This window comes from Octadecabacter algicola (assembly GCF_021532625.1).
GTDB classification, from domain to species: Bacteria; Pseudomonadota; Alphaproteobacteria; order Rhodobacterales; family Rhodobacteraceae; genus Octadecabacter; species Octadecabacter algicola.
Window position 1 is genome coordinate 819655 of record NZ_JAKGAR010000002.1, and the last position, 24955, is coordinate 844609.

Genomic DNA, 24955 nt, shown 5'->3' on the forward strand with positions numbered 1-24955 from the left:
GGATAAAAATAAAAGGCATCGCAACATGGCAGGCAAAACAGCCCCCTTTTCCCGTTTCGAATGGATGATCGCATGGCGCTATATACGCGCCAAACGCGAGACTGGCGGCGTCAGCATCATGACGTGGATTTCACTGATTGGCGTTACCTTGGCCGTGTTTGCCTTGATCGCGGTCTTAGCCGTGCGCAGCGGGTTTCGGGCCGATTTCGTCGATACGATTGTGGGAGCGAATGCACATCTGACAGTCCGACAGAATTTCATGGAGACCGTGACAGTCACCCAAGGGGATCAGTCTGTTGATGTGACCCGCCGCATCGACACGATTGCAAACGGCGATGTTTTGGCAGCTCAGCTCAGCACATTGGACGGGATCACCCGTGCCGCGCCTATTGTGCGAGGTGAAGGACTGGCTACTCAGGCAGATCAATCGTCCTTTGTGCAAGTGTATGGGATCACGCTGACAGATTTGATGAACATTCCGTTGGTGTTGAACCCGCAAAACAGCTCTGGCGCGATCGAAGACTTCGGGCCGGATGATTTGGGCGGTGGCATTGCGCTGGGATCTGGTGTTGCGCGCAAACTGGGCGTGCAGGTTGGGGACCGGATCAATTTGTTGTCTGCCACAGGCGTTCAGACGGCGGCTGGGCGCTCTCCGCGGCGTGTGGCCTATGACGTGGCCTATATTTTTCAAACAGGGCGCTACCTGACGGATGTAAGCCGCGTGTACTTGCCGCTGGCCGATGCGCAGAGCTTTTTTAATCGCGATGGCATGCATGACGAAATCGAGATTTACGTTGAAGATCCAGACCGCGTGGATGAGTGGATACAGCCGCTTTACCTTGAACTTGGCCCAGAGAGTTTTCTCTATTCATGGAAAGACAATGAAGGCGCCTACCTGCGGGCCCTGACTGTCGAAGATAACGTAATGTTCGTCATCATGGCTATTCTGGTTCTCATCGCATCAATGAACATCATTAGCGGGCTGATCATGCTGGTGAAGAACAAGGGGCGCGATATCGGTATTCTGCGTACGATGGGCCTGTCCGAAGGATCGGTCTTGCGCATCTTCTTTATTTGCGGCGCGGGCCTCGGTACGATCGGTACGATTTTGGGTGTGGTGCTCGGGTGTTTGTTCGTCATCTACATCGACCAAATTTTCGCGCTGATTAATTATGTGGCCGGTGGCGGTGTTTGGGATCCGTCTATTCGCGGCATCTATGCGATCCCCGCTAAATTGGAACTGGATGACGTGCTCAAGGCTGTTGCTCTGTCGCTGTCCCTGTCTTGGATCGTGACAATTTTCCCTGCCCGCCGTGCTGCGCGGATGAACCCTGTAGAGGCGCTGCGCTATGAGTGATCTGACCCTGAAACTGGATGGCCTTCGTAAAGGGTATAACCACGGTAAGCCCAACGAAGTGCAAGTATTGCGCGGAGTGTCGTTGCAAGTCGCCAAAGGCGAGGTCGTGGCGCTGGTTGCCCCATCAGGGGCGGGAAAGTCTACGCTGTTGCATATAGCAGGACTATTGGACACGCCGGACGAGGGCACGGTCGCCATCGGTGGCGAAGACATGACCGCGCTGGGGGACCGTAAGCGCACGTCTGTGCGGCGCAATGATGTAGGGTTCATCTATCAGTTCCACCATCTGCTTCCTGAGTTTTCGGCGTTGGAGAACATCGTGTTGCCGCAACTGGCGAATGGGATACCTCAGGCCGAGGCTGAGGCCCACGCCATGGACCTGCTGACCCGTGTTGGTGTTGATGGCCGTGCGGATCATCGTCCGGCCGCGATGTCGGGTGGTGAACAACAACGTGTCGCGTTTTGTAGATCGCTCGCCAATAAGCCGAGATTGCTGCTGGCTGATGAACCAACGGGAAACCTTGATCCCGGCACATCAGACCGCGTTTTCGATGCATTGATGGAATTGGTGCGTAGCTCGGGGCTGTCGGCGCTTATCGCAACGCATAATTTGGAACTGGCTGCGCGGATGGATCGCACGGTGAAACTAGAGGCAGGGTTGATCGCATGAAGGTATTCGTTTCCGAAATCGAGGACGCGGCGAAGGCTGCGATGACTGCCCACGGGGCAGGTGCGTGGCAAGCACGTGAAGTGGCCCGTGCAGTGGCCCGCGCCGAAGCCTTTGGCAATGTCATCTGCGGCCTTTACTACCTTGAAAGCTATTGCACTCAGCTGGCGTCAGGCCGAGTGGACGGGAAGGTCGAGCCAGTCATTAGCCGTCCGAAGGCAGGTCAAGTTATTGCAGACGCACGGTTCGGGTTCGCACAGCCAGCGTTTAGCCGTGGTTTGCCAGATGCAGTAAAAGCTGCACAGGAAAACGGCGTGGCCACGCTGGCCGTTGCCCATGCGCACACCTGCACGTCGCTTGGGTTTTTTACAGAACAAATCGCAGCCGCAGGGTTGGTCGGCATAGGATTTACCAATGCATCCCCTGTGGTGGCCCCCCCTAATGGCAACAAGGCCGTGATCGGGACCAACCCTATTTCGATGTCTTTGCCGGATGGCGGAATGCATTGGGATTTCTCGACCTCAGCTGTGGCGCTTGGCAAGATCACAATGGCGAAAGCTGCAGGTGAAAAAATACCGCTCGGCTGGGCTGTGGATGCCAACGGCCAGCCAACAACCGACCCCGACGCCGCGCTCAAGGGCGCTTTGGTGTCGGCGGGGGGCTACAAAGGTTGGGGCTTCGGCCTGATGGCCGAAGTTCTTGCGGCAGGCATGACCGGATCGGTAAACTCATTGGATGTCAGCGGGCTAAAGCTGCCCGATGGTAAGCCACATGACCTTGGCCAGTTCTATATCCTGATGGAACCCGGTGCAGACTTCGCAGCGCGGCTGTCTCGTGTGGCGCAAGCTGTTGCTGAACAAGACGGCGCGCGCATTCCCGGCCAAAATCGAGAGCCAATGGGCGAGATTGACGTGCCTGACGCATTATGGAGCGCATCACGCGCGCTCGCGTCGGCCTGACATTCACGTGAGAACCGCAACCTTTCGTTGAGATTGCCACCGATTTTGGGTCAACGTGCTTTCAACAAAACGAAAGGTGTTCTTATGCGTATTTTGTCTCTTGCTCTTCCTGTTGTTCTCGCGGCCTCAGCTGCGGCGGCTGGCCCGATTTCCTTTGGCGGGAACTGGAACGAACAACGTTTGCAACTGTTCAACTCTAACGACTACTCCTTCAACGGCGGCTCCATGAGCATCGCATCTGATGGTGGGGTGTCCCTTGCTTGGGCACGTACAGGCCGTAGCGATTGGGGGTCTACTTCGGCGTCTTGGAATTGGTCTGTCGATCAATCCGTTCCCGCGACCGACTTGCGCCGAAAGGGCGGGGATGATCGCAATATCTCTGTTTATTTCGTATTCCTGCCAGAGGCCGACGCCGCATCAATGGAAGGCGCGAACATTCGTCAGCTTAATAGCAACCCCAATGTGCGCATCTTGCAGTACGTCTGGGGTGGAAACCATTCGCGTGGCGCGATCCAACAGTCGCCTTACGCTCCCGGTCAAGGGGCAAACGTCATTCTGCGTTCCGCTGGAACGGGCAGCAATTCTGAAAGCGTAAACCTTGCCAGCGATTACGCTGCGGCATTTGGTGGAAGCATCGGTGCATTGGTTGGTGTTGCAGTATCGGCAGACAGTGATGACACGGGTTCAACGATCCGCGCATCGGTTTCAAACCTCGCGGTGCGCTAGTCGCAAACCCCGCGCAGATCGGCATCTTCATAGACCCCAAAGACCTCATCGGGCTTTGGGGTTTGTGTCGGGTGCTGCACGGGCATCACAGCTGACAGCGTTTCATACAGCCGTTCTGTGCGCGCACCGTTCGGCGCGAGCGTGCGACAGCAGATAAACTCTTCGATCAAAACCGCCTGTTGCTCATATCCTAAATCATGAAATGCGACTTCGCTGTCTGCCTTTAACAGATAGGGGTCGGCCCCCGGCTTGTGTTCCGCCAACCCGCGAAATGGCGAATAGCCCGTTGTCGCGCGGTTTTGCCATTGCCAGATGTGCGTCATCTCATGGGCGAAATACAGCGCAGCGGACAGGTTGATCGCCTCTGGGTAGCGGGGGGCGTAATCGGGCAAGGTCCAGTCGGGATTGGTCAACACATGGGTCCAGGCCACAGCACCTGCCGTTCGGGTCTGGATCGTCGGGCCTGTTGGCGGTGGGTTGATCCGTTCGCGACAGGTGGTCTGGGGACGGGTCGGGTAGGTGCGCGTCACCATGCCGATAACGCCCACTTCCATCAGGCGCGCATCCTCGGCGACAAAGGTGTCCCCCATGATCGGGGACATAAGCGCGCGCTCCCCGTCGCTTAGGCCACGGGCGCAGCCACATAAGATCAAAAAGGCCATGAGAATTCGCATGACCCAAAGCCTAAGCGCACATCGCCCAAAGGGAAAGAGAGGTGCCTGACTTCACGTTGATCTGAATCAAGGTGCTCGCTCTCCTAAGGTTTAGGCTAAAGAAAAAGGGAGACGATCATGAAACATACCCTATGGATTGCACCGCTGCTTTTGGCGGGCTGTGTTGAGCAAGAACTGGATGTCAGCGTCGAGGCTGGCGAATTTCTATTTCAGAATAACTGTGCGGCCTGTCACGGCAGCGACGGCAAAGGCATGGGCGAATTTGGCCAACAGCTGTTCAACATGCCATCTGATTTGACGGTGCTTGCAGCCGACAATGGCGGCGTCTTTCCCCGCGATTACGTGCTGGGTGTGATTGACGGGTTCCACCGCGATCCAGAGTTCAGCGCCGCGATGCCGGAATTTGGCGCCGAAGGCATGGGACCAACTGTTTTGGTAGAAGATGACAACGGCGAAGTGACCCCGATCCCCGCGCGTTTGTTGGCGCTCGGAACATATCTGGAGTCCATTCAAGAATAGGAGTTTGCGATGAAGACGACCTTAGCAGCTATGTTGGCCGTTCTGGCGGCCCCTTTGGCGGCACAAGACGCGCTTGAGGGCCAGTTGATCTATCAAACCTATTGCGCGACCTGCCACGGCGTGGATGCACAGGGCGGCGGGCCGATGTCGGCGACATTGATCTTGCAACCCCCTGATTTGACGCTGCTGGCGGATCGCAATGACGGCGTCTTTCCGACCACGCGTGTGGCCATGCGCATCGACGGGCGCGACCCGTTGGTCAGCCACGGATCACCGATGCCCGTTTATGGTGACTATTTTGAAGGCAATGACACCCCGATCAAATTGGAAACTGGCCAACCGATGATGACATCGCGCACCTTGGCGGATGTTGTCGCGTTTCTGGAAGGGATACAGGCGGAATGATAACGCACACGCAACACGTGACAGAATATAAAATCCTGACGCAAGAAGACCCAGAAGTTCTGGGCAAGAACGTTGAAGCCGCAATCCATGACGGCTGGCAACCCTACGGAGCGCTATCCATCAGCCCACGCGGGGACGGGTTTCGTTCGGCCTATTCGCAAGCCATGGTGAAATACGCGGATCGGTTTTAGCGGCGCGTTGGTGGGGCATTTTCCCTGATGGCGGGCTATTTCGCCCGCTTGCCCGCGATCATGATGCCATCTTTGTTGAGATTGCTGTTCGAGGTCGCTGAAACCTTTGGCTTTTCCTGTTTTGGCTTCTTTGCTTCGCGTTTGTTGGCGCTTTTACCTTTGGACATGGGGACGTCTCCTGAATTGATGCCACGCAGCGGATGCGGCGCGGGTGGGTGCAAAGCGGAGGGCAGGGTTGCCTGAGCGGTAGCGGTCAGGGCGATGCAGCCAGCAAGGCAGCGGGAAGGCGTCTTTTTGAATAGGCGCGGACCTGCAGGGGCAGGGTGCGCCTTTGGACACGGGATAGCAAGGTGGATGATTTCTGGGGCCGATCTGCGGTGGTAACCCCTGCCAAATCAAAGACTTGGCTGCGCCCGAACCTCCCCCATGGGGAGGGCGCTTCGCACCCGCCCCATGGCTCGGGCTTAAGTGCTCTGTACTCTCGTTCTTACGGCTGTTCCATTTGCTACGAGCAGAACCATGTTTCCTGAAGTGCTTAGATCAACATACTCAAAATCTACTGCAATAACGCTATCCGCGCCGACCTGTGCCGCTTCCATTCTCAATTCGTGTAATACTACCTCGCGACTGTCGCGCAGCGTGTCTTGTACAGCTGCAGATCTGCCACCTACTATGTCGCGCACTCCTGCGAAAAGGTCCTTAAAGACATGCATCCCAAAAGCACACTCTGCGCTGATGATGCCAAGCCTTTCTTCGATGAGAAGGCCTTGGGGATCATTTTCTGTCGTTAGCAAAATGTCTTCGATGTTGGTCTTGCTTGAAACAGCGGCGCGCTTTTCGGCTTTGGCAGACGCGCTAGCCTCCCTTTTATTTCGGCATTCTTCACAGAACCCAGCTTTCAATTGAAATATTCCAAAATGGGACTGCTGACATCCTACACAGGTAGCCATTCGTTTACCTCACTCAAACATCCAACTCCTCAACGAACCGCGCGTTCTCTTGAATGTACTGGAACCGCATTTCCGGTTTCTTGCCCATCAAACGTTCGACCAGATCACCTGTCTCGCCCGGTTCATCCTCGTCAATGCTCACGCGGATCAGTTTGCGGGTGCTTACGTCCATCGTGGTTTCTTTCAGGTCTTTCGCGTCCATTTCGCCCAGACCCTTAAAGCGGCTGACGTCCATTTTACCCGACCCACCAAGGCCCTTGGCCAGCACCGCGTTCTTTTCCGCTTCGTCCAGACAGTATTCGCGCTTGGCCCCTTGGGTGACGCGGAACAGGGGCGGGCAGGCCAGATACAGGTGCCCCTCGTCGATCATCGGGCGCATCTGGCTAAAGAAGAATGTCATCAGCAGGGCTGCGATATGCGCGCCGTCGACGTCCGCATCGGTCATGATGATGACCTTGTCATAACGTAAATCATCGACGTTGAATTTCGCGCCGAGCTGCACGCCCAAGGCCTGCGTCAGATCGCTAATCTCAGCGTTTGTGCCGAGCTTTGAGGACGCAGCCCCCAGCACGTTCAAGATCTTACCACGCAGGGGCAGCAACGCTTGGGTCTTACGATCCCGCGCCATTTTGGCCGAGCCCCCCGCAGAGTCACCCTCAACGATAAACAGTTCAGTGCCGTCGCGGTCTTTGGAGGAACAATCCACCAGCTTACCGGGGAGACGCAATTTCGCAGTCGCGGTCTTACGCGCGGTTTCTTTTTCTTGTTTGCGCTTGAGTCGTTCTTCGGCTCGCAGCACAAGGAAGTCGAGGATCGCGCCCGCGGCTTTGGTATCGGCGGCCAGCCAGTTGTCAAAGTGGTCCCGCACAGACCCTTCGACCATCTTGGCCGCGGATTCATTGGACAAACGGTCTTTGGTTTGGCCAACATATTGCGGATCGCGCACAAAGACGGACACCAAGGCGCAGCCGCCTGTTGTCAGGTCATCGCGGTTGATGAGTTTGGCCTTTTTGTTGGCCACGCGGTCGCCGTAGTCGCGGATACCTTTCAGCACGGCGGTCCAGAAGCCTTGTTCGTGGGTGCCGCCTTCGGGGGTGGGGACGGTGTTACAGTAAGACAGGGTGAACCCGTCGCGGGCAGGGGTCCAGTTGATCGCCCATTCGACCTTACCGGCTTCGTTGAACTTGTCGCGAAAATCTACGGTGCCGGCGAAGGGGCGTTCGGAATAGACAGTGGCGCCGTCAAGACGTTCTGTCAGGTAATCCGCCAGACCATTCGGGAAGTGGAACTTTGCCTCCATCGGGGTGTCGCCGTCCGCAATGGCGGTTTTCCAACGGATTTCGACGCCAGAGAACAGATAGGCCTTACTGCGGGCCATTGCGAACAGGCGGGCAGGTTTTAGTTTCAACGAGCCGAAGATTTCGGGGTCAGGGTGGAACGTAACGGCCGTACCGCGCCGATTTGGGGCCGCGCCTACGTTTTCCAGTTTTGTCTGGGGGACGCCACGACTGAATTCCATCGCGACGAGTTCTTTGTTGCGGGCCACTTCGACGCGCAGGTGATCGGAAAGGGCGTTCACCACAGAGGAGCCAACGCCGTTCAAACCACCCGAAGTCTCATAGTTTTCGCCCGAGAATTTGCCGCCTGCGTTCAGGGTACAAAAGATGATCTCAAGCGCGGATTTTGATGGGTCGGAGGGGTGCGGGTCGGTCGGAATGCCGCGCCCGTTGTCGCGCACGGTGACATGGCCGTTTTCATGAAGCTCGACCTCAATCCAAGTGGCATGGCCAGCAACGGCTTCGTCCATGGAGTTGTCGACAATTTCGGCAACCATGTGATGCAGCGCACGGTCATCCTTACCACCGATATACATACCGGGGCGCAGGCGGACGTGCTCCATATCCTCAAGCACTTGAATGGAGGAAGCATCGTAGTCGGACGCGGGTTTGCCGCTTAGAAGATCATTGGCCATGTGCTGCTCTTTGGTTTTGATTTTGAGCAGTATGCCATGGCGCGTGGAGAGGGGGAAGTGTGGTTGCGTGGCTGTGGATAAGGTTTCGCAGGTTTGGTTAACCTTTGGCCCCCAAGCCGATCTTCATCAATGTTTTGCGCAACGGGGCCAACCCGTAAAGGGCATCCACCCCTTTGGCGCGCAAGTCGCGCAGCAGAGGGTTTTCGGCTTGGCTTGCACGATTTAGAAGGTCCACGCCTTTGACGCGCAGCTTAACCTCAGCATGGCGGCGATTGTGATAGGTCTTGAGCATCTCCGCGCTGCCGAGAGTGTCGGGGGTAGCGGCGGCAAGGTCCAGCAGGCACGCCAGATCGCCCAGTGACATGTTCAACCCTTGCGCCCCAATCGGAGGGACGACGTGGGCGGCTTCGGCGACGAGGGCCACACGTTCGGATGACATTCTATCCGCAACTTGGCTGATGATCGGCCAGACCATGCGCGGTGAAACTAGGGTAAGGGGGCCGTAAGTGTTTGCGCTGCGCTGCGTTGCCTCATGGTTAAATTCGGCGTCGGGGAGGGCAGCAAGGCGCGCGGTTTCTGGCCCGTCTTCCATCCAGACCACCGATGAACACGGTTTGCCGTCGTGATCGGGCAGCGGAACCAAAGTGAATGGGCCACCGGTACGGTGGACTTCGGTTGAAATGTTATCATGAGGCGCTTCGTGGGTGACGGCGAATGTCACGGCTTTTTGGCCATAACGCGTCGTCTTGGCTGATATACTTGCCGAAGTTCGTACTGGGCTGTTACGGCCGTCGGCGCCTATGACCAATTTCGCTGCGATGCGCGTTCCGTCTGTCAGGGTCACGCGGGCCTGAGATGTGCGGGTCAGAAGCTTTTCAAAACCGACACCAGACAGGAATGTCACATTGGGAAGCTCAGCAAGTCGCGCGACCATTTCACGGCGTAGCAACCAGTTGGGGAGGTTCCAGCCAAATGGCAAATCAGAAATATCGGCGGCATCAAAGTCGCGGGTTACACGGGCCGTCGGGTCCACGCCGCCAGCATCGACGATGCGCATGATTTGCAACGGGGCCGCAAAGGGCGCCAATCGGGCCCAAAGCCCAGAAATCTCCAGGAAATCCCGTGCAGGCTGAAGGAATGCCGTTGTTCGCAGGTCCGCGCCGTCGGCGGTTTCATCGGTCACGGGCGGCATCGGGTCCGCAATCACGACCGAAAATCCAGCCGTGCCAAAGGCCGCTGCTGCGGTAAGACCCGCAACGCCGCCACCTGAAATGAAGATATCAGTTTGCATCATATAACTAGTCTAAACCTTGCCAGCGGCACGTGAAAGCCGCGTTAGACAAGCTGCGACAAGAAGCCTGCCAGATCGTCGGTGTGGTGATGAATATGATCGTGGTGATCCGCTAAAGGGGCCACATGCACCGTGCGCATGCCCATCGCATGGGGGGCCGCAAGATTGCGAACATCGTCTTCGAACATCGCGCCTTGGTCTGCTGGCAACTTGTCTAGGGCAAAGACGGCTTCGAAGGCGGCCTGTTCGGGTTTTGGGCGATAGCCTGCATGTTCGATGCCGTAAACGGCGTCAAATAGCCCGTCCAATCCACGCGCGGCCAAAACATTCTCCGCGTAAGGTTCCGATCCATTTGTGTATACGATTTTGCGCCCCGGCAATGCGCGGATCGCGCGGGCAAGGTCCGGTGCCTTTGGCAGAACGGAGAAATCAATGTCATGAACTGCATGCAAAAACGGGTCAGGGTCCAAGTCGTGTTCTGCCATCAATCCTGCAAGGGTTGTCCCGTAAGTCGCCCAGTAGTGCTTGCGCAAGTCATTTGCCTTGGCCGTGCTGATGTTGAGCGCGTTTGAAACATAGGTCGCCATAAGATCTTCGATTTGGCTGAACAAGTTAACCGCAGGCGGGTACAGTGTGTTGTCGAGGTCAAAGACCCAAGCACGCACGTGAGAGAAAGACGCTTTGACCATGTGGTTTCCGTTCCGTTTGGCTCTAAAATCCTAAGGGTTGATACCGTGGGAAACCGTGGGCTACAAACTGTTGACCAAGGAATTTTATATGCCCCAGCACGAACAACCACAAAAAGTCGCTTACGAATTGATTCTAGAAGCGATCGACACAGGAACTTACAAACCCGGAAGCCGGCTTGTCGAAAGCGAATTGGCAGAACGGTTCGGGTTTTCGCGCACTCCTGTTCGCGAAGCTTTGCAACGGCTTGAGACGCAGAGCTTGCTCACTCGGGATGGGCGTTCTTTGATTGTTGCGTCGCTGGATCATGGCCAGCTTAGTGAACTTTATGTGGTTCGCGGTGCACTTGAAGGTTTGGCCGCGCGGCTGGCGGCACGCCATGCAACCCCCGAGGAACTGGCCGTTCTGCGCGATATGCTCGAGGCGGACCGCAAGCTGGTGGATGACCCAGATGCAATGAGCCGCGCCAACAGGCGGTTTCATAAACAAATTCACCTAGCCTCTCATAACCGGTTCTTGGTGCAGCAGTTGGATCTGGTTCACCGATCTATGGCGCTTTTGGCGTCCACGTCAATTGCGGCCGAAGGGCGGACAAAGGACACGATGGAAGAACACGAAGTTATCGTTCGTGCCATTGAGGCAGGGGACGGCGACGCGGCGGATGCAGCCCTTCGCGAACACATCTCCAAGGCCTATATTATTCGGCTGCGGTTGGATGCAGAGGCCGTACAGGCTGGCTAACGTTTGCGACGCTTTCCGTAGCTGGGGCAAAGATGCCGTGGCTGGTTTTGTCCCAGTAGAATGGTTTCGTCGCCAGTTCGATTACGCCTTTATATGCTGCCAATGAAGCCAGTGGAAAATAGAGGTGCAGGGTCGGCGTCCATTTGATGAGGTCCGGCTTTCCCGTAGACGTCACGGCGATGGCAGATACCGTTATCCCGATCAGCTCGCTCACCAGAAAAATCAGTGAAAAGGTGATCGCGACAGATGGCGCAAGGACGCCATCTAGCGGATGTGGCACGCCAAACAGCATCAACCAGAATGACCACAACAAAGGCGCCAGCAAGAATTGGCTGATGGTTCCCGCAAACAAAAGCTGCACTCCGAAGAACCGCCATGGGCCTAAGTCACGCCATAACTTCAAAGGGTTGCGCATGTGAACACCATAGGTGATGGCATAGCCTTTTAACCAGCGAGACCGCTGTTTGACCCAAGGCCAAGCCCGCGCATTGGCTTCTTCTTGGGTGACGGTGTCGATGATTTCGGTGCGATATCCATGACGAGCCAGCCGGATCCCGAGGTCCGCGTCTTCCGTGACATTATGGGCATCCCAACCACCTAATTCTTCCAGAATTTCGCGCCGGAAGAACAATGTTGTCCCGCCCAATGGTATCGCAAGGCCGAGCCGTTCGAGACCCGGAAGAACAATGCGGAACCACGTGGCATATTCGACGGTAAAACACCGCGCCAACCAGTTGGAATGCGAATTGTAAAAATCCAACCGACCTTGCAAGCAGGCGACGTCCGGCCCGCGCTGGGCAAAACGGTTCACGACAACATGGATTTGGTCGGGCGCAGGGGCGTCTTCGGCGTCATAGACCCCGATGATTGACCCTTTGGCAAAACACAGCGCGTAATTCAGTGCCCGTGGTTTGGTTTGCAACGTGCCCAAGGGAACGCGAATAGCACGCATCCAAAATGGAAGCTGTGTCTTCGCCAAGGCTTCTTGGGTCGTGGCGTCATCGGCCTCAAGGACCAAACACACATCGAGGCGGTCGGTCGGGTAATCTAGTTTTGACAGCCGTTGAACCAGTGCGCCGGCGATGTCGCGCTCTCGGAACAGTGGAACCAGGATCGTAACGACTGGGAGATGCGCCAGTTGTGGTGCGGCTGCGGGGGGCGGGTCGGATTTGGCCGTGAGATGCAAAATCACAGATGCAACCTTGAGCACGGTGTTCAGGATTAAAGTAAAGACACCCCAACCACACAGCACGAGGAAGCTGACCGTTGGCCAAACAATCAGACAGGCAAGTATGGTGAAGACAATCGCGCCGCCCCAACGAAAGGCCTTGCCGGCGTCCCAGCCTCGACAAGATTCAACCCGTTTCGTTCGTTTTTCGGCATTATGGATCAAGGTCTTATGGCACATCTTGCTAAGAGCCACGTCCAGCTTTTCATTCGTTGTGATTGCCAAATGAACCGGTCCGAAAATGGCGACGAGCGCGTCTCGAACTCGCAAGAACCGATCCGGTGAGGTGGCCAAAACAGTGACCCGACCTGCGGAAGAACGCCATGGTAGCACGCGATGTTTAAGGCACAGTTCCGGGCCAAATTGTTGGATCAGTCGCGGGTCCGCTGGGGCAAGGACAGGGTCGATTACAGACGTCCCAATGAGCCCAGCTTCTACTTGTGCCAATGTTTCGGGCGGGAGGCCTAGCCTGTGACGTAGCGCAGTTGCGAGAGCCGCAGCATCGCGTCCACTTCGGTCACGCCGCGCGTCAGTTACTGCATTTTCGACGCCATCTGGCCCAAGAATGTCACCAACGCTTATGGGCTCAGCGAGCCGCCGCGCGTCATTACCAGCGTCAGGCAACATATGTTGCCGACGTGTGCTAAACGTAAGAGCCATCAAAGCCTCGTTAACCTGTCCCGCCCCTAATGTGGGGGCAAAACGGTTAACGGGCCGTTAAGGGCTTGGTAACATAGTTAAACTTTCGCACCCGCGCGTTCAGCCATCGCCGCTGAGAACCGTTCGAACAGATAGTAGCTGTCCATTGGGCCTGGCGATGCTTCTGGGTGGTATTGAACCGAGAAAACAGGCTTACCTTCGACGGCGATACCACAGTTGGACCCATCAAAAAGCGATACATGTGTTTCACGCACTCCGCTTGGTAGGGACTGAGTATCAACGGTAAACCCGTGGTTCATCGACGTGATTTCAACCTTGCCCGTATCGTTGTCTTTGACAGGGTGGTTGGCACCGTGATGACCATGGTTCATTTTCACGGTCTTGGCACCAAGGGCCAGTGCCAACATCTGGTGGCCAAGACAAATGCCGAAAACCGGCAGGTCCTTCGCCAAAATATCTTTGATCATTGGTACAGCATATTCGCCCGTTGCCGCCGGATCTCCGGGTCCGTTGGAAAGGAAAACACCGTCAGGATTGTGCGCCATAACGTCTTCGGCGGTGGCTGATGCTGGCAAAACGGTTACATCACAGCCTGCAGATGCAAGGCAGCGAAGGATGTTGCGCTTTGCGCCGAAGTCCACGGCAACGACTTTGTGTTTCGGGGCAGTTTGGCGCGGGAAGCCATCAGGCCACGCCCAACGCATTTCATCCCAGTGGTAAGATTGCGCACAGGTTACATCCTTAGCGAGGTCGAGACCCTCGAGCCCAGCAAAGCCACGTGCAGACGCGACCAATGCTTCAACGTCAAAGTTTCCATCTGGATCATGGGCAAGTGTTGCATGTGGCGCACCTTGCTGGCGGATCGCGCGGGTCAAGCGTCGCGTGTCGATGCCGCCGATCCCAATGCGGCCACGCTTTTCGAGCCACGGTTCCAATTTTTCAACAGAACGCCAGTTGCTTGGTTCGGTCGGGTCCCATTTTACGACCATGCCAGCCGCGAAAGGGTCCGCTGTCTCATCGTCTTCTGGGGTTACGCCGGTATTGCCGATGTGGGGGAAGGTGAACGTCACGATTTGGCCCGCATAGGACGGGTCGGTCATGATCTCTTGATAACCGGTCATCGCGGTGTTGAAGCAAAGCTCGGCGGTGGTCTCTCCGACCGCGCCAAAGCCCATGCCGTAGAAAACGGTTCCATCAGCGAGAGCAAGGCATGCGGTTGGTTTCTTGGTGTTGGCCATTGGTCTTTTCCCCTGATGAATAAGGGCCGTGCGGGCAGCGAGCACAGCCAAATTGTCCGCTATCTAAGGGCTGGCCTTGGCATGGTCAAGGCATGGATCGAGCGGTTTTTGCCGTTGCGTCGCCCTAATCGTTTCAGGTTTTTGAGCGCTTGTTAATCACCATACGTTCGCAGTATGGTCCGCGCCACTGTTACCGCTCACAGGATTAGGGATAATCAACATGGAATTGCGCGCTCGGGTCAATGCGGCCCTTAAAGCCTCAATGAAAGCTAAAGAGGCAGATCGTTTGTCGACTCTGCGTCTGATCAACGCTGCAATTAAGGATCGCGACATCGAAGCACGCGGCAACGGAAGCGATGAAGGCGTGGGCGACGACGTTGTTCTTGGTATCCTTGGCAAGATGGTCAAGCAGCGCCAAGAAAGCGCGAAAGTCTATGAAGAAGGCGGGCGCCTTGAGCTGGCCGAAAAAGAACTCTCCGAGATCACCATTATCGAAGAATTCCTGCCACGGCAGTTGTCCGAAGATGAAGTCGCCAATCAAATCGATGCAGCCATTGCAGAAGTCGGTGCCGACAGCATCCGTGACATGGGCAAGGTCATGGGCATTTTGAAAGCGAAATACACTGGCCAGATTGATTTCGGAAAAGTCGGACCGTTGGTTAAGTCCAAACTCGGCTAATCACGATTGAGCCGTTCGATGAAGCGGCCGTCCAAAATGATCAATCCCAAGGCAAGAATCCCCAGTCCGATATAGACATTGGGCGACAGGGTTTCGTGGAGAACAATAGCCCCAAGCAGGATTGAAATCGGCGGCATTAGCAGGGTCACGAGCATTAGATTGCCAGACCCTGCGGCCGCAAGAATCCGATAATATAGCAAATAAGCGCCGGCCGTAGCGAAGATCACATAGTAGGCGATTGCGCCAATGGCGGTCAGGCTAATGTCAAGTGATGGTACTCCGTCGATAAAGAACGCTGCAGGGACCATCACCACAGAGGACCCTGTCAGCATTCCTGCGGCGGCGACTTGCGGGGCAAGCGTGTTGAGCTTTAGCCGTGCCCACGCACCCGCGAACGCGTATGACAACGTTCCACCAATCACGGCTAATTGGGCAAGGGACGTGATGTCGAAGTTGCGCAGGGAGTCTAACCCGATCGCGGTCGCCACGCCCAGAAAACCGATGACCGAGCCGACGGTCTTGCGTAACGTGAGCCGTTCATCCGCAAAGACGATAGCGGCGACTATGACGCCGAATATGGCGGTCGTTGAATTGAAGACCGAGGCCAAGCCAGATTCAATATGAAGCTGTCCCCATGCCATAAGAGAGAAAGGGATGACGTTGTTCAAGCACCCCATTATCAGCAGTGCGCCCCATGTCCGAAGGTCACGTGGGACAATTAAGCCGCGCGCCAGAACGTAACCCCATAAGATAAGCGCCGCCCAGAACACTCGATGGGCAACGGAGGTTACAAAGGGCACTTCGTCGAGCGCTAGGCGTACCGCGAGGAAAACCCCGCCCCAAATGAGCGCGAGAAGAAATAGTTCAGCCCAGATTCGGGTTGAGATGGTGCGTTGTGCAGTCATGAGGACACGCTATGGCGGACGTCAGGCAAGTGCGACCCGAAACCTGCTCCTAAGTCTGCACTGCGTTTCTGACGTCGCGAATGGCGTCCGTGAGTTCATCATAAAGAACGGCGCGTTCGTCCTCGGACAAGAATGTGCCGATTTCAACTTCTCGATCGTTTCCCTTGAGCGTCACATAGTTGGGAATGCGTTCATTATGTGGGTCGATTTTGACCTGAACCCAATAGGGATTTGCCTCCCAGAAATGGTGGCCTTTGCGCGGGTCATGGTGATTCAACGTTATCCGGTCCTGCCAGATCGACAAGTCTTCGAGGATTTCGCCGTCTTTGTAGCTGCGATGCAGTGCATACCACATGCCCGCGATAGCGATGATAAAGAAGGGCAGCAGCCCCCAAAGGACCGGAGAGCCGAGAACAGCCAACATTGGCAGTAAAACCAACATCAATGTGCCAGCGATGAAGATTACGAAATCACGGCGCAGCAGGGACCTATACGGCCAGAGGTGAACCTGCTTTAGGGGCGCGTCTTGCTCGGGCGTGGCATTTGGCGTGATCCATTCAACAGGCATTATGCGCGTATCCGTCGAACGGTCGTTTTGGCTGCAATCCAGATGAAGCCAATCACCGCAATGAAGGTCAGTAGCGAAACGATTGACGTGGCAACGACCATTGGGTTCGCTCCGTTCGTGTCCTCCAGATAGCTCCTTGGCATGCCCGCCGTTATCATTGCCGCAGCGGCGAAGGGCAGGGCGAGCACAGTGATATGCAGCATCCAGAACAGGGTCTTCAAAGTGTCATGAGGGAGCGGCGCGCCCCATCTCGCGAGTAGCCAAAAGGCGAGAGCGATGGCCATGAAGACTAGCATAGGAGCAAGCAGCTGTTCGGCGTTACCTGCGACAAAATAGGTATCTTCGACATAATCGGATCTGGACACATAGGGCGGTCCGATTAACGTCCTGAACAGGTCAGCAATTGCTGTGATTACCGCAGTGGATGAGACCGCGATGATCGCAATTAGGTAAAGCACGGCGACACTGACCGAGAGCGCAACAACGGTCCTACCGCGTACATGGATTATAAGCGGTACGCCGACCAGAACTATGAAGATGACCCAAAAAACAATCATGAATGTGCCCCTAAAAAAGAAGGGCCCCGGCGTTTCCGCCGAGGCCCGTATTCATCAGACCTCACGGTCGTTTAGTGCGAATGAGCGTGATCCCAGTCTTCCTGTTTTGGAAGCTGCTCGAATGTGTGCTCTGGTGGAGGGGACGGGAGTGTCCATTCCAGTGTATCCGCGAATTCGCCCCATGGGTTGTTCTCAGTGCAGTTACGTGGAGCCAACAGGACCTTGAACAAGATCACGATGAAGAACACGAAAGAACCGAAGGAGATGAACGCACCGATAGAGGAAACGTAGTTCCAGAGTGCAAAGGCTTCGTTGTAGTCGATGTAGCGGCGCGGCATGCCGTTACGACCCAAGAAGTGCTGTGGGAAGAACGTGATGTTTGCACCGATAAACATGGCCCAAAAGTGAACCTTACCAGCCCATTCCGGCATCATCCGGCCTGCCATTTTTGGCAGGTAGAAGTAGATACCGGCAAAGATACCGAATACGGCGCCCAAGGACATCACGTAGTGGAAGTGTGCAACAACGTAGTATGTGTCGTGGTAGGCACGGTCTACGCCGGCTTGGGAAAGCACGATGCCTGTAACGCCACCGACGGTGAACAAGAACAAGAAACCGAACGCCCAAAGCATTGGAACTTTGAAGGTAACGGAACCACCCCACATTGTCGCGATCCAAGAGAAGATCTTAACGCCTGTGGGCACCGCGATCACCATTGTAGCGAGCATGAAGTAGGACTGCTGCGTCAGGGACATACCAACAGTGTACATGTGGTGGGCCCAAACAACGAAGCCAAGCGCACCAATTGCAACCATCGCATAAACCATCGGCAGGTAACCGAAGATCGGCTTCTTGGAGAAGGTTGCAACGATGTGGCTGATGATGCCGAATGCAGGCACAACAATGATGTAAACTTCAGGGTGACCAAAGAACCACAAGATGTGCTGGTACAGGATCGGGTCGCCGCCGCCAGCAGGGTCAAAGAAGGTCGTACCGAAGTTACGATCCATCAGAAGCATTGTGATCGCACCGGCCAGAACAGGTAGAGCCAGAAGGATCAGCCACGCAGTTACGAAGATGGACCAAGCAAACAACGGTACCTTGTGCAAGGTCATGCCAGGTGCGCGCATGTTCAGGAATGTTGTGATCATGTTGATCGCGCCAAGAATAGACGATGCACCGGATACGTGAACCGCAAAGATCGCGAGATCCATGGATATACCAGCCTCGGATGTGGAGAGCGGCGGGTACAGAACCCAGCCAACACCGGAGCCGAGTTGGCCGTTGCCACCAGGAGCAAGCAGTGAACAGACACCAAGCGCAACACCAGTACAGAACAGCCAGAACGACAGGTTGTTCAGACGTGGGAATGCCATATCAGGTGCGCCAATTTGCAGTGGCATCAGATAGTTACCGAAACCACCGAAAAGGGCAGGGATAACAACGAAGAACATCATCAGGACGCCGTGATAGGTGACCATCACGTTCCAGAGGTGACCGTTCGGAGTACATTCATTCAGAGCTGCGGGGAACAAACGTGCGCCTTCTAGGCACATGTATTGAACGCCTGGGGTCATAAGCTCCATCCGCATATAAACGGTGAAACAGACGGACAAGAACCCGACGAAACCCGCCACGAACAGGTATAAGATACCGATATCTTTGTGGTTTGTGGACATAAACCAGCGGGTAAAGAACCCGCGATTGTCTTCGTGCCCGTGGTCGTGGACGGCTGCGTCTACCATGTGGCGCTCCCTATTTCTTCAACATGATCAGTGAGGGATGAACAGACTCATCCCAAGGCTTTGAGGGAGTTTTAGAGGGGGTGGCCAAGCAGAGCAACTACCCATGTGCATAATTGCATGGGTTAAATTGGCGCAGGTGGGGATACGCCGCGCTTTAAGATGGATTTCGCCTGATCGGTGGCTGAAGTCGATATGCAGAGATTCGCAAAGGCAGACCTTGATCTAGGACAAACGTGACTATCTGCGCTGCGACAGAGCGCGCATAGACGCTCAGGGCTGTCGGAGTGTTACACTATCTTCAAAGGTTTTACGCAGGGCGACGTCGACGTCTTCCATGGTGACCGGCAGGCCAAGATCTACCAAAGACGTCACCCCGTGTTCGGTGATACCGCAGGGAACGATCCCGTTAAAATGGCTTAGGTCTGGTTCGACGTTAACGCTGATGCCATGAAAGCTGACCCATTTGCGCAAACGTATGCCAAGGGCCGCGATTTTATCTTCGGCAGGTTGACCCAACGCATTTAGCGGTTTGTCGTCCCGCTGCACCCATACCCCAACGCGGCCATCGCGGATTTCACCTTTGACGTTGAATTCTGCTAGCGCTGCAATGACCCAATTCTCGAGGTCTTTGACAAAGCGGCGGACGTCATGGCCGCGCTTGCCAACGTCGAGCATGACATAGGCAACCCTCTGGCCTGGGCCGTGGTAGGTATATTGCCCGCCCCGTTTTGTCCTGTGTACCGGAAAACGGTCCGGGTCTGTGAGGTCCTCGATATTGGCTGATGTTCCGGCCGTATAAAGAGGGGGGTGTTCGATGAGCCAAATGCATTCATCTGCCTCGCCACGATGGATTGCGTCCGCACGCGCTTCCATAAAGGCTTCGGCTTGCGCGTAATCGGTTAGCCCCCGTGTCGTGATCCATTCAACCATCGCTTACCGAGGCAAAAGCCCCGCCTCCTTTAATTTACCGACATTGGCTCGACTTACCGGCACGTCGGGGCCATCCGTCAGCGTTAGCACTGCGCCGTCGCCCTTGCGATTGGCTGCTGTCACTTGGGGCAGGGCGATCCAATGAGACCGATGGACCTGCAGTCCCTCCGTGTCACCGACTTCTTTGATCGCATCGCCCAATCGCATCAGAACCAATTCTTCTCCTTTTGTCGTTCTGACCCGAACATAGTGGTCCTCGACAGAGAGCGCGACCAGAGGGCCGCGTTTATCAAAAGGAATGCGATCTAGGATTGGGGGCGGGGTAAATCGCGCCGTGTTTTGCTCTGCGCTGTTGTTCGCGACAAAGAATATCGCGGTGATGATCGACGAAATAACAAAGACATTGCCCGCAATGATCGCCAAGTCCCGCCCCGAGGCCCAATAATTAAGGGCCAAGCCATTCAACAAGTAGACGACTGCCAAGACACCAATGCCGGTTAGGGGCGTCGCAATAAGTAGTCTAGACGTCAGCCCAGCACCCGAGCCAGCGCGCATGTCTGCGAAACGTGTTCCGAAGTAGCCCAAACTATAACAGAGAACGACAATCGTGCTCCAATAGGCAAACCGTGGCAGGTGGCGCATGACCTCATCCGTGTTGAACGGGCCAGTCAGCGTCAAGATCGCCGCGACCCCCGACAGGCTTGCGACGCATGCAGGCTGGGCCATATGGGCCCGCCATTCACGTATCGCGGACTGCGAGGGGGTGTTGTTCACGTAGAATCTCTTTTGGTTGGGCCATGCGACATTGGGTGAGCAAGGCGGTTGGTTAAGACATAGGCAATCAAACACAAACTGCCAATTCGAAAGGTTTCCAATGTCACTCGACCCGCTTTTATCCGCACCGCTTCATATTCAGATCCACGCCGCCGCCGCGCTGATAGCTGTTGGGATTGGTCCACTGCCGCTTTATCGCAAAAAGAGGGATCGACTACATAAGGTCACTGGCTACATCTGGGTCGTGGCGATGTTTACGGTCGCTGCTTCGGCGTTCTTTATTCACAGCTTTGCGGTGATTGGCCCATTTAGCCCGTTGCATGGATTCGCGTTGCTGACGTTTTGGTCCCTTTTCACGGGCATGCGCCATATCTTTGCGGGACGGGTTCGCGCGCACCGCGCGACGTTCCGTGCGCTTTACTGGTTTGGGTTAATGGGCGCTGGGTCCGCGAACTTTCTGCCGGACCGTCGCATAAATGAAGTTGTATTTGGTGGTTCTGACGGTCTGGGTTGGATCGTGGTCGGCCTTGCTGCTGTGCTTTTGATTGGGGTCGCTCGTAGTGGTGGCGGCGCAGCAGATCTGTCGTTGGCGCAGCAATCGTAACAACTTCTGAATTTAACGCTTGAGGTGGGCGCAGTGCTTCGCTAAATGGCGCCTACGCTTTCGGACATCGCGGTCGTGGCGGAATTGGTAGACGCGCAGCGTTGAGGTCGCTGTGAGGTAACACTCGTGGGGGTTCGAGTCCCCCCGACCGCACCAGTCGGAGCATTCCCGATCATTATAGAGTCCTTATTGCCAGTCATGCTGACCGTATTGTCGACCCTATTGGGTTGAATTGCGGCTGACGGGCCGTAGCCGTGGCCCTTGGTTTGTAAAAAGCGCGTAAGGATTTCTTTGCCGCGTGTAAAAAAATGTCGACAGACCGTTCTGGATCTCTATAGTAGTTCGCTAAGATCAGGGGAGGTTGCTAGGGTGAGCAAACCGCGCATTAATACGATGGAAGAATTGTCGGCCGCGATTGGTGTTTCTCGGCCTACATTGTCGCGGTTCTTTCAAGACCCTACGCTTGTTAAGCCGAACACGGTTGCCCGCATTGAGGCGGGGTTGGCTAAGGTTGAATACATCCCGAACTTCTTTGCGACACGCCTAAATCGGAAGTCGACTGGAATGATTGGCGTCATCATTCCCTATCTGAACGATCTGTTCTTCACCAAGCTTCTCGAATCGGTTGAGATTGCTGCGATGGAAGCAGGTCTGACGGTTATTACGCAGTGCTCTCACTCTGATCCTGACATCGAAGCGCGCGCGGCGGAGACCTTTATTTCGATGAATGTTGATGGTGCTTTGGTTGCACCACTTGGGGATCACAGTGATCAGGCCGTTTATCGACGGCTGCAGTCTCGTCTGCCGTTCGTTATGATGGACTCTCGTCCAAATACGATGCAGGGCGTTGATTTTGTTGGGACAAATCACACCCAAAGTACTGGATTGATCGTCGAGTACCTGTGCCGGATCGGTGATCCGCCGGTATTTTTGGCGATGCCACGGGTCAATTTTAACGCACTGGAACGTGAAGCGGCCTATATCGCCAAGATGGAAGAACTTGGATTTAAGCCACAGGTTTTGGGTACGGAATTGGTGAACGAGGACTGGCATTTTGAGAAGCATGGAGAAGCGGTACTTGATGCTGAGCTGTCTGCTGGCCGTCTCGCGGAGCGGTCGATTCTCTGTGCAAATGATCGTTTGGCGATAGGCGCCATTCGCGCTGCGACGCGGCACGGCCTGTTTCCTGGGCGCAGCAAAGAGGGCGGATTCCGAGTGGCTGGGCATGACGATTATCCGCTCTGCCCCAATATTAACCCTTCGTTGACGACTGTGGCGCAGAATACAGATGCGATTGGGAAGAAAGCAGTTTCTCGGCTTTTGCAGAAGATTAGCGGTGGTCTTTCAGATGATACGCCGGAGATTACGCTGTTTGACGGTAGTCTAATGTTGCGTGAATCGGCCTAGCTTTGAAACTTTCGCTGCAGCGCAGAAAATAGGCAGTTTGAAAACTCTCTTGACAGGTGCGGATCTCGACGCCAATATTTACATACGTAAAAAAGGGAGGACATTCATGTCTATTAAGAAAACACTTCTAACCACTGCGGTTGGTTTTAGCCTTACAGCTGGCGCTGCGGCTGCTGACGGCCACACAGAGCTGACAATTGCGATCGTAAACAACGGTCACATGATCAACATGCAAACTGTTGCTGAAGCTTACACAGAAGAAACTGGCGTTCAGTTGAACTGGGTTTCTTTGGAAGAAGGCGTTCTGCGCGAGCAGGTTACTTCTGACACAGCAACTGGTGGTGGCCAGTACGACATCATCAACATCGGCATGCAGGAAGCACCAATCTGGGGCGCTGCAGGTTGGATTGAACCACTTGAGCTGAGCGACGACTACGACGTGGGTGACCTTCTGCCAGCTATGGCAAACGGTCTGTCTGCTGACGGCACACTCTACGCGGCACCATTCTACGGTGAATCCTCTATGGTTATGTACCGTAAGGACCTGACAGACGCTGCTGGCGTAACTATCGCTGACAACGACTCTTGGGACAACGTGATGGCAGCAGCTGCTGCAATGCACGACCCAGACAACGGCGTTTACGGTGCATGTTTGCGCGGTAAGCCAGGTTGGGGCGACAACATGGCGTTCGTCACTACAATGGTTAACTCCTTCGGTGGTGCTTGGTTCGACGCTGACATGCGTCCAGCTCTCGACACTGAAGAGTGGAATGCTGCAATCAACTTCTACGTTGAGCTTCTGGGTACATACGGCCCTCCAGGTTCCGAAGGTAACTCCTTCAACGAAATCCTGGCGCTTTACAACGAAGGCAAGTGTGGCCTGTGGATTGATGCTACAATCGCTGCTTCTTTCCTTGAAGTAGACGGCGTTGCATACGCACAGTCTCCAAACGCTGGTAACCCAGTCGGTGCAAACTGGCTCTGGGCTTGGGCAATGGCTGTTCCAACAGGTTCACCAAACTCCGAAGCAGCACACGCGTTCATCGAGTGGGCAACTTCTAAAGAGTACATCCAAGCTGTAGGTAACCACCCAGACTTCGGTTGGGGTTCTGTTCCAACAGGTACACGTGCGTCCACATATGAAATCGCTGAATTCCAAGCTGCTGCTCCTTTCGCAGCTGCTGAAATGGCAGCGATTGAATCTGCGGCTCCAGCAGCAACAGACCTGAAGCCATACGTTGGCGTTCAGTTCGCAGCTATCCCAGAATTCCCAGAAGTGGGTACAGCGGTAGCTCAGGAAATCGCAGCGGCTCTGTCCGGCGCGAAGACTGTAGAAGAAGCACTTGAGGCTTCTCAGGCAGCTGCCGACGCTATCATGAGCGAAGCTGGTTACTACTAAAAAGTAGTCTGACCTTCGAGAAGACCCGGCCATGTGTCGGGTCTTCTTACTCTACCCCCCGTTTCATACGCCAATATGACCTGTGCACGCTGTCGATTTGACCGGCCTGCGGCTGGCGTGGGGAACCCTAAATTTATTGCTACGCACTTTCACCAAGCTGAGAGACCTCGTCATGGCTAATAGAACAATCCCTCGTCTTCTACAGACACCAGCTGTCTTGCTGTTGCTCGTCTGGATGCTCGTCCCGCTCGGGATGACGCTATTTTACTCGTTTATTCGTTATGTTTTGAACAGTACGGTCCGCCCAGAATGGACGACACCGTCGTGGTCAAACTGGCGTGGATTCGGGAACTACGAGTTCGTTCTGAACTCGAAAGATTTCCTTTTCGCGATTAAGAACAGTTTGTTCATCGTCGGTAGCATTCTATCGCTGACTGTCGTCCTTGGTGTGTTGATCGCCGTATTGATTAACCGCTCGTTCCCGGGCCGTGGCATCGTTCGCGTTTTGCTGATCTCACCTTTCTTCGTGATGCCGGCCGTAAACGCGGTTTTGTGGATTAACATGTTGTTGGATCCCGTGCTTGGCCTTCAGGGGATCGCCGTTGGCGCGATCAACGACATGGCGGCTGGAATGCAAGATGCACCGCTTGTCGGGTGGTTCTTTAACCTTTGGCCTGTCTTGGAGCCGATTTCATTCCGTGCGACCCAAACTTCTGCTATCGCCGTCATTATGATGGTCACATGGCAGTGGACGCCATTCGCGGTTCTTATCTTTATGACGTCGTTGCAGTCGGAAGATCAGCAGCAAAAAGAAGCCGCTGTTCTGGACGGTGCAAGCCGCTGGTCCCAGTTCCGGTTCCTGACCTTGCCGCACCTTGGCCGCCCAATGGCGATCGTTGTGATGATCCAAGCGATTTTCCATCTCTCGCTTTATGCTGAGATCGAAATCGTCAGCCGCGGTAACGGCAACAAAAACCTGCCCTACTTGATTGGTGAATTCACCAACAACAACATCGGTGCCGCAAGCGCCACGGGCATTTTCGCAGTCATTCTCGCCAACATCGTAGCCATCTTCTTGCTGCGCGCTGTTGGTAAGACATTGATGGAATAAGGGGACATAAC

At 55.2% G+C, this 24955-nt stretch carries 27 protein-coding genes and 1 tRNA gene; 14 read left to right on the top strand and 14 right to left on the bottom strand.

Annotated elements, in window-relative coordinates; translation table 11 throughout:
• Window positions 1-25: 25 nt before the first annotated feature.
• From L0666_RS10830 to L0666_RS10845, 4 genes are all read left to right on the top strand, one after another.
• Window positions 26-1357, top strand: coding sequence for an ABC transporter permease (locus L0666_RS10830; protein ID WP_235261320.1), 1332 nt, complete (start codon window positions 26-28; stop codon window positions 1355-1357).
• The gene (locus L0666_RS10835; protein ID WP_235261321.1) at window positions 1350-2027 is read left to right on the top strand and encodes an ABC transporter ATP-binding protein; all 678 of its coding nucleotides are present in this window, start codon (window positions 1350-1352) and stop codon (window positions 2025-2027) included. Before L0666_RS10830 ends, L0666_RS10835 begins: the two co-directional genes overlap by 8 nt.
• Window positions 2024-2983 (top strand): Ldh family oxidoreductase, encoded by a 960-nt coding sequence (locus L0666_RS10840; protein ID WP_235261322.1) that lies wholly within the window; start codon window positions 2024-2026, stop codon window positions 2981-2983. The genes L0666_RS10835 and L0666_RS10840 overlap by 4 nt, the downstream gene beginning before the upstream one ends.
• A gap of 84 nt (window positions 2984-3067) precedes the next feature.
• A complete protein-coding gene (locus L0666_RS10845; protein ID WP_235261323.1) occupies window positions 3068-3709 on the top strand; it encodes a DUF3047 domain-containing protein in 642 nt (213 codons plus the stop codon).
• Here L0666_RS10845 and L0666_RS10850 read toward each other — a convergent pair.
• Window positions 3706-4383 carry a hypothetical protein gene (locus L0666_RS10850; protein ID WP_235261324.1) on the bottom strand — a complete coding sequence of 226 codons (678 nt, stop codon included), beginning with the start codon at window positions 4381-4383 and terminating at the stop codon, window positions 3706-3708. The two genes, L0666_RS10845 and L0666_RS10850, sit on opposite strands and share 4 nt — an antisense overlap.
• 117 nt (window positions 4384-4500) lie before the next feature.
• Between L0666_RS10850 and L0666_RS10855 the strand changes: the two genes are divergently transcribed.
• Genes L0666_RS10855 through L0666_RS10865 form a run of 3 tightly spaced genes read left to right on the top strand, consistent with a single transcriptional unit; the run spans window position 4501 to window position 5498 of the window.
• Entirely contained in the window at window positions 4501-4902 is a 402-nt protein-coding gene (locus L0666_RS10855; RefSeq protein ID WP_235261325.1) for a c-type cytochrome, read from the top strand.
• Window positions 4903-4911: 9 nt separating this feature from the next.
• Complete coding sequence (locus tag L0666_RS10860) at window positions 4912-5307, top strand: c-type cytochrome (protein WP_235261326.1); 396 nt, start codon at window positions 4912-4914, stop codon at window positions 5305-5307.
• A 17-nt stretch (window positions 5308-5324) separates the two neighbouring features.
• Window positions 5325-5498 (top strand): DUF1737 domain-containing protein, encoded by a 174-nt coding sequence (locus L0666_RS10865; RefSeq protein ID WP_235261327.1) that lies wholly within the window; start codon window positions 5325-5327, stop codon window positions 5496-5498.
• A gap of 35 nt (window positions 5499-5533) precedes the next feature.
• On the opposite strand, the gene L0666_RS17285 is transcribed toward L0666_RS10865, so the two are convergent.
• The 5 genes from L0666_RS17285 to L0666_RS10885 all read right to left on the bottom strand — a co-directional run bounded on the left by L0666_RS17285 (window position 5534) and on the right by L0666_RS10885 (window position 10400).
• Window positions 5534-5665, bottom strand: a complete 132-nt coding sequence (locus L0666_RS17285; RefSeq protein ID WP_272492171.1) for a hypothetical protein — start codon at window positions 5663-5665, stop codon at window positions 5534-5536.
• A gap of 297 nt (window positions 5666-5962) precedes the next feature.
• Window positions 5963-6448, bottom strand: coding sequence for a YbjQ family protein (locus L0666_RS10870; RefSeq protein WP_235261328.1), 486 nt, complete (start codon window positions 6446-6448; stop codon window positions 5963-5965).
• 13 nt (window positions 6449-6461) lie between these two features.
• A complete protein-coding gene (locus L0666_RS10875) occupies window positions 6462-8420 on the bottom strand; it encodes a DNA gyrase/topoisomerase IV subunit B (RefSeq protein ID WP_235261329.1) in 1959 nt (652 codons plus the stop codon).
• Between the two features lie 97 nt (window positions 8421-8517).
• The gene (locus L0666_RS10880; protein WP_235261330.1) at window positions 8518-9714 is read right to left on the bottom strand and encodes a UbiH/UbiF family hydroxylase; all 1197 of its coding nucleotides are present in this window, start codon (window positions 9712-9714) and stop codon (window positions 8518-8520) included.
• 41 nt (window positions 9715-9755) lie between these two features.
• Entirely contained in the window at window positions 9756-10400 is a 645-nt protein-coding gene (locus L0666_RS10885; protein ID WP_235261331.1) for a pyrimidine 5'-nucleotidase, read from the bottom strand.
• 88 nt (window positions 10401-10488) lie between these two features.
• On the opposite strand from L0666_RS10885, the gene L0666_RS10890 reads away from it, so the two are divergent.
• Window positions 10489-11139 (top strand): GntR family transcriptional regulator, encoded by a 651-nt coding sequence (locus tag L0666_RS10890; RefSeq protein ID WP_235261332.1) that lies wholly within the window; start codon window positions 10489-10491, stop codon window positions 11137-11139.
• On the opposite strand, the gene L0666_RS10895 is transcribed toward L0666_RS10890, so the two are convergent.
• Window positions 11096-13027, bottom strand: coding sequence for a glycosyltransferase (locus L0666_RS10895; protein ID WP_235261333.1), 1932 nt, complete (start codon window positions 13025-13027; stop codon window positions 11096-11098). The two genes, L0666_RS10890 and L0666_RS10895, sit on opposite strands and share 44 nt — an antisense overlap.
• Window positions 13028-13104: 77 nt before the next feature.
• Entirely contained in the window at window positions 13105-14265 is a 1161-nt protein-coding gene (gene carA, locus L0666_RS10900; protein WP_235261334.1) for a glutamine-hydrolyzing carbamoyl-phosphate synthase small subunit, read from the bottom strand.
• Window positions 14266-14485: 220 nt separating this feature from the next.
• Between carA and L0666_RS10905 the strand changes: the two genes are divergently transcribed.
• Window positions 14486-14944, top strand: a complete 459-nt coding sequence (locus L0666_RS10905) for a GatB/YqeY domain-containing protein (protein WP_235261335.1) — start codon at window positions 14486-14488, stop codon at window positions 14942-14944.
• On the opposite strand, the gene L0666_RS10910 is transcribed toward L0666_RS10905, so the two are convergent.
• The 6 genes from L0666_RS10910 to L0666_RS10935 form a co-directional block, all read right to left on the bottom strand.
• Window positions 14941-15849: a DMT family transporter gene (locus tag L0666_RS10910; RefSeq protein WP_235261336.1), complete on the bottom strand. Its 909-nt coding sequence runs from the start codon at window positions 15847-15849 to the stop codon at window positions 14941-14943. The two genes, L0666_RS10905 and L0666_RS10910, sit on opposite strands and share 4 nt — an antisense overlap.
• Window positions 15850-15898: 49 nt before the next feature.
• Window positions 15899-16417: a DUF2244 domain-containing protein gene (locus tag L0666_RS10915; protein ID WP_235261337.1), complete on the bottom strand. Its 519-nt coding sequence runs from the start codon at window positions 16415-16417 to the stop codon at window positions 15899-15901.
• Window positions 16417-16974 carry a hypothetical protein gene (locus L0666_RS10920; RefSeq protein WP_235261338.1) on the bottom strand — a complete coding sequence of 186 codons (558 nt, stop codon included), beginning with the start codon at window positions 16972-16974 and terminating at the stop codon, window positions 16417-16419. The genes L0666_RS10915 and L0666_RS10920 overlap by 1 nt, the downstream gene beginning before the upstream one ends.
• A 71-nt stretch (window positions 16975-17045) precedes the next feature.
• Window positions 17046-18719 (bottom strand): cytochrome c oxidase subunit I, encoded by a 1674-nt coding sequence (gene ctaD, locus L0666_RS10925; RefSeq protein WP_235261339.1) that lies wholly within the window; start codon window positions 18717-18719, stop codon window positions 17046-17048.
• A 270-nt stretch (window positions 18720-18989) separates the two neighbouring features.
• Entirely contained in the window at window positions 18990-19649 is a 660-nt protein-coding gene (lipB, locus tag L0666_RS10930; RefSeq protein ID WP_235261340.1) for a lipoyl(octanoyl) transferase LipB, read from the bottom strand.
• A gap of 3 nt (window positions 19650-19652) precedes the next feature.
• The gene (locus L0666_RS10935) at window positions 19653-20375 is read right to left on the bottom strand and encodes a LytTR family DNA-binding domain-containing protein (RefSeq protein ID WP_235261341.1); all 723 of its coding nucleotides are present in this window, start codon (window positions 20373-20375) and stop codon (window positions 19653-19655) included.
• 148 nt (window positions 20376-20523) lie between these two features.
• On the opposite strand from L0666_RS10935, the gene L0666_RS10940 reads away from it, so the two are divergent.
• The 5 genes from L0666_RS10940 (at window position 20524) to L0666_RS10960 (ending at window position 24944) form a co-directional block, all read left to right on the top strand.
• Complete coding sequence (locus L0666_RS10940) at window positions 20524-21027, top strand: DUF2306 domain-containing protein (protein ID WP_235261342.1); 504 nt, start codon at window positions 20524-20526, stop codon at window positions 21025-21027.
• Between the two features lie 69 nt (window positions 21028-21096).
• A tRNA-Leu gene (locus L0666_RS10945) sits at window positions 21097-21183 on the top strand.
• A gap of 213 nt (window positions 21184-21396) precedes the next feature.
• The gene (locus L0666_RS10950; RefSeq protein WP_235261343.1) at window positions 21397-22434 is read left to right on the top strand and encodes a LacI family DNA-binding transcriptional regulator; all 1038 of its coding nucleotides are present in this window, start codon (window positions 21397-21399) and stop codon (window positions 22432-22434) included.
• A gap of 106 nt (window positions 22435-22540) precedes the next feature.
• On the top strand, window positions 22541-23833 hold the full coding sequence (locus tag L0666_RS10955) for an ABC transporter substrate-binding protein (RefSeq protein ID WP_235261344.1): 1293 nt from the start codon (window positions 22541-22543) through the stop codon (window positions 23831-23833).
• A 172-nt stretch (window positions 23834-24005) separates the two neighbouring features.
• A complete protein-coding gene (locus L0666_RS10960; protein WP_235261345.1) occupies window positions 24006-24944 on the top strand; it encodes a carbohydrate ABC transporter permease in 939 nt (312 codons plus the stop codon).
• Window positions 24945-24955 lie beyond the last annotated feature (11 nt).

Bases quoted from the DNA above. Each gene is read 5' to 3' on its own strand.
- L0666_RS10830 (WP_235261320.1), top strand. From the start codon at position 26: ATGGCAGGCAAAACAGCCCCCTTTTCCCGTTTCGAATGGATGATCGCA.
- L0666_RS10835 (WP_235261321.1), top strand. From the start codon at position 1,350: ATGAGTGATCTGACCCTGAAACTGGATGGCCTTCGTAAAGGGTATAAC.
- L0666_RS10840 (WP_235261322.1), top strand. From the start codon at position 2,024: ATGAAGGTATTCGTTTCCGAAATCGAGGACGCGGCGAAGGCTGCGATG.
- L0666_RS10845 (WP_235261323.1), top strand. From the start codon at position 3,068: ATGCGTATTTTGTCTCTTGCTCTTCCTGTTGTTCTCGCGGCCTCAGCT.
- L0666_RS10850 (WP_235261324.1), bottom strand. From the start codon at position 4,383: ATGCGAATTCTCATGGCCTTTTTGATCTTATGTGGCTGCGCCCGTGGC.
- L0666_RS10855 (WP_235261325.1), top strand. From the start codon at position 4,501: ATGAAACATACCCTATGGATTGCACCGCTGCTTTTGGCGGGCTGTGTT.
- L0666_RS10860 (WP_235261326.1), top strand. From the start codon at position 4,912: ATGAAGACGACCTTAGCAGCTATGTTGGCCGTTCTGGCGGCCCCTTTG.
- L0666_RS17285 (WP_272492171.1), bottom strand. From the start codon at position 5,665: ATGTCCAAAGGTAAAAGCGCCAACAAACGCGAAGCAAAGAAGCCAAAA.
- L0666_RS10870 (WP_235261328.1), bottom strand. From the start codon at position 6,448: ATGGCTACCTGTGTAGGATGTCAGCAGTCCCATTTTGGAATATTTCAA.
- L0666_RS10875 (WP_235261329.1), bottom strand. From the start codon at position 8,420: ATGGCCAATGATCTTCTAAGCGGCAAACCCGCGTCCGACTACGATGCT.
- L0666_RS10880 (WP_235261330.1), bottom strand. From the start codon at position 9,714: ATGATGCAAACTGATATCTTCATTTCAGGTGGCGGCGTTGCGGGTCTT.
- L0666_RS10885 (WP_235261331.1), bottom strand. From the start codon at position 10,400: ATGGTCAAAGCGTCTTTCTCTCACGTGCGTGCTTGGGTCTTTGACCTC.
- L0666_RS10890 (WP_235261332.1), top strand. From the start codon at position 10,489: ATGCCCCAGCACGAACAACCACAAAAAGTCGCTTACGAATTGATTCTA.
- L0666_RS10895 (WP_235261333.1), bottom strand. From the start codon at position 13,027: ATGGCTCTTACGTTTAGCACACGTCGGCAACATATGTTGCCTGACGCT.
- carA (WP_235261334.1), bottom strand. From the start codon at position 14,265: ATGGCCAACACCAAGAAACCAACCGCATGCCTTGCTCTCGCTGATGGA.
- L0666_RS10905 (WP_235261335.1), top strand. From the start codon at position 14,486: ATGGAATTGCGCGCTCGGGTCAATGCGGCCCTTAAAGCCTCAATGAAA.
- L0666_RS10910 (WP_235261336.1), bottom strand. From the start codon at position 15,849: ATGACTGCACAACGCACCATCTCAACCCGAATCTGGGCTGAACTATTT.
- L0666_RS10915 (WP_235261337.1), bottom strand. From the start codon at position 16,417: ATGCCTGTTGAATGGATCACGCCAAATGCCACGCCCGAGCAAGACGCG.
- L0666_RS10920 (WP_235261338.1), bottom strand. From the start codon at position 16,974: ATGATTGTTTTTTGGGTCATCTTCATAGTTCTGGTCGGCGTACCGCTT.
- ctaD (WP_235261339.1), bottom strand. From the start codon at position 18,719: ATGGTAGACGCAGCCGTCCACGACCACGGGCACGAAGACAATCGCGGG.
- lipB (WP_235261340.1), bottom strand. From the start codon at position 19,649: ATGGTTGAATGGATCACGACACGGGGGCTAACCGATTACGCGCAAGCC.
- L0666_RS10935 (WP_235261341.1), bottom strand. From the start codon at position 20,375: ATGGCCCAGCCTGCATGCGTCGCAAGCCTGTCGGGGGTCGCGGCGATC.
- L0666_RS10940 (WP_235261342.1), top strand. From the start codon at position 20,524: ATGTCACTCGACCCGCTTTTATCCGCACCGCTTCATATTCAGATCCAC.
- L0666_RS10955 (WP_235261344.1), top strand. From the start codon at position 22,541: ATGTCTATTAAGAAAACACTTCTAACCACTGCGGTTGGTTTTAGCCTT.
- L0666_RS10960 (WP_235261345.1), top strand. From the start codon at position 24,006: ATGGCTAATAGAACAATCCCTCGTCTTCTACAGACACCAGCTGTCTTG.